A 3,393-nucleotide genomic window follows, 5' to 3' on the forward strand; every position below is an offset into this window, starting at 1 on the left:
GGCCCGGCCACCGCCCCGCTGGAGCAGGCACTGGCCTGGGGACCCAAGGCCGGACACATCGTCACCGTCACCCCCGAGGTCATGCGACGCTGGGACCAGGCCGCCCGGGAACAACGGTTCAGCCGCTCCAGCTACTTCGTCGCCGCGTTCGCCTCCGCGCTGCGCGCCGTCCATCAGCAGGACGACATCGGCCTGCTGATGGTGGTGGCCAGGCGGGGCAGCCGCGTCCTCGACTCCGCCTTCACCACCCGGCTCAACCTCAACTGCGTCCGGGTGCGCTTCGACGGGCCGGAGGACGACAAACTCGTCCTGCGGGTCAACGAGACGATCACCGACCTCATGCGGGCCCAGGACGTTCCCTTCGCGGAGACCGCCGACGACCCCGCCGCCGGGCTCTCCGGCGAGGTGGTCGCCAGCCTGCCGACCTTCGTCTTCCAGGACAACGTGGTCGTGCCGCTGGAGCTGCCCGGCTGCCGGGCCGAGGAGGTCGTCGACCCGTACGCCCGGGAGGTGCCCAACGGCCTCACGGTCGAGGTGCTGCCCCGGGCCGACCATGCCCTGCTGCGCGTCACCATCCGCACCGACTACCTGCCGTACCGCTTCGCCGAGGAGCTGAACGGACACATGCTGCGCTTCCTGGAGGCCGGGCCGGTGGGCTCCCCCACCGCTGGTTGACCGTCCATCCCGTCCACACCGGACTGCTTGTCAGCCGTGGGACGCGAGCCGCGTCCCCGGAGTTCGTGGTTCTTCCCGCCCGGCGTACCCCCGTGGGTCCACGCCGGCCCTGATCGGAGGTTGGCTCATGTCTGTCGGGTTCGTTGGTGGTCGGGTCGAGGCCGCGGGTGCCGCCGGAACCGGCACCGACTTCGAGGTCCTCGACCTGGTGGGCGACCTGCGCCGGCCGACGGCGTGGCCGGCCCGGGCGGCCTCGGAGTTCCGGGCGGTGGAGCTGCCCGACCTTGCGGGCGTGCCGGCCCCGGGCGCGGTGGTGCTGGCCGGCGTCCTGGGGGTGCTGGCCCGCTACACCGGTCAGGCCGAGGTGGTGGTGGGGCTGTCGTCGGGTGGCGGACTGCGGGTCGACGTCGCGGGTGACCCCTGTTTCGGGGAGCTGGTGTCGCGGGTCGGCGCGGCGTTGGCCGGGCCGGTCGCCCTGGCCGCCGGTGCGGTGGGTCCGGTGGTGGTGGGGTTGGCGGACGCGCCGGTGGCCGAGGCGGGGCCGGACGTGGTGGACGTGGACGTGGTGGTGGCCGTCGCCCGCGACGGCTCGGCGGTGCGGGTGGACTACGCGGCGGACGGGTTCTCGGCGCAGTGGGTGCGGGGCCTGGTGGACCAGGCGATGGTGCTGGCGTCTGCGGGACTGGCGGAACCGGGGGTCGGCCTGTCGGGGTTGCCGTTGCTGGGGGACGCGGAGCGGGAACGGTTGTTGGGGTGGGGCCGGGGCCCGGCGCGTGAGGTGCCGGGTCAGCCGATCCACGAGTTGGTGCTGGAGTGGGCGCGGCGCACGCCCGAGGCGGTGGCGGGGGTCGCCGGCGGCGAGGTGCTGACGTACGCGGAGCTGGCACGTCGCTCGGGGGCGCTGGCCGGGTACCTGCGGTCGCTGGGCGTGCGGCCCGGTGACGTGGTGTCGCTGGCGTTGGATCGCAGCCTGTGGACGTTGATCGCCACCATGGGCGTGCTGCGGGCGGGCGCGGCGTACACGCCGATGGACGTCTCCTGGCCGACGGAGCGGATGCGCGTGCTGCTGGCCGACCACGGCGCCCGGGTCGTGCTCACCGTCGGCGAGGTCGCTCCACGCGTCCCCCGGCCCGACGGCGTACGGGTGGTCGCGCTGGACGACGACTGGCCGACCGTGCAGGCGCACGAACCGGTCGACCTGCCGACCGTCGAGGTGTCCGCGCCGGCGTTCGTGATCTACACGTCCGGCTCCACGGGCACCCCGAAGGGCGTCGTGCTGACCCACGACAGGCTGACCAACTTCCTCGCCTGGATGGCCGACGAGTGTGCGGTGGGCCCGGACAGTCGGATGCTGCACTGCTGCGCGCCGGTCTTCGACGTCGCCCTGGGCGAGATCTTCACCGCCCTCACCTCCGGCGCCCGCGTCGTGGCCTGTTCCCGCGACGACCTGCTCGACGCCCGCCGCCTCACCGACCTGATCGCCAAGGAACAGCTGACCCACGCGTTCTGCCCGCCCACCAACCTCGCCGCGGTCGACCCCGCCGACTGCCCGAGCATGTCCTGCGTGACCCTCGCCGGGGAGCCCATCCCGCCCCACATGGCGCACCGGTGGATGGCCGCCGGCGCCCGCCTGATCAACGCGTACGGGCCCGCCGAGGCTTCCGTGGCGTGCACGTGGTTCGACGCGTCGGCGGGCTGGGGCGGCGCGTACGTGCCCATCGGACGGCCCATGCCGAACCGGCAGCTCCGCGTCGTCGACGCCAACCTCGGCCTCGTGCCCATGGGCGTGCCCGGGGAGATCCTCATCACCGGCTTCGGAGTCGCCGACGGCTACCTCAACCGCCCCGAACTGACCGCCGAACGGTTCGTCACCGACCCGTACGGCGGCGGGATCGCCTACCGGACCGGCGACCTCGGACGCTGGAACACCGCGGGGGCACTCGAGATCCTCGGCCGCATGGACCACCAGGTCAAGGTCAACGGCATCCGCATCGAACTCGGCGAGATCGAGACCGTCCTCGCCCAGCACCCCGACGTCGGCGCCGCCGTCGTCACCCGTCGCGAGGACCACGGCACCGCCCGCCTCGTCGCCTACGTCACCGGACGCGAGGGGCGTACCCCCGTCCCCGCGGAGCTGCGGGACCACGCCGCCGCCGTGCTCCCGCCCTACATGGTCCCGGCCGTGCTCATGGTCCTGGACCGCTTCCCCGTCGGCGGCACCGGCAAGATCGACCGGCGGGCGCTGCCCGAACCGGGCTCGCAGCGCCCCGACCTGGACGTGCCGTACGTGGAGCCGGCGACCGACGCCGAACGCCTCGTCGCCGGGGTGTTCGCGACGGTGCTCGGGCTGGACCGGGTCGGCGCGCGCGACGGCTTCTTCCATCTCGGCGGCACGTCCCTGCAATCGGCGGCGGTGGCCGTGGGCATCGACGAGGCCGCGGACGTCGTCGTGCCCGTCTCGCAGATCCACCGCACGCCCACGCCGCAGGGGTTGGCCCGCTGGCTCGCCACCGCGCCCCGCCGTCCCGGGGCCGAACCGGAGGCGCCCGTCACCGGCCGTCCCGGTCCGTCGAAGCCCGTCCCGCTGACCCTGTCGGTCGCCAAGTGCGTGTGGCTCCCCTTCGAACTGGTCTGCCCGACCACCTGGTGGATCGAGGGTGAGCTGGACCTGCGCGCGCTGATGGCGGCACTCGGCGACGTGCACCGCCGACACGAGGC

The 3,393-nt window shown here is 73.9% G+C and carries 1 protein-coding gene and 1 pseudogene; both read left to right on the top strand.

The annotated features are described in order from the left end of the window. Nucleotides 1-675: pseudogene (locus ACSNN9_RS28160) on the top strand (non-ribosomal peptide synthetase); the annotation flags it as partial. 127 nt (nt 676-802) lie between these two features. Next, a partial coding sequence (locus ACSNN9_RS28165) for a non-ribosomal peptide synthetase (RefSeq protein WP_436676339.1) occupies nt 803-3,393 on the top strand: 2,591 nt, incomplete at its 3' end.

Source organism: Micromonospora sp. URMC 107 (assembly GCF_051386315.1).
Lineage (GTDB): Bacteria > Actinomycetota > Actinomycetes > Mycobacteriales > Micromonosporaceae > Micromonospora.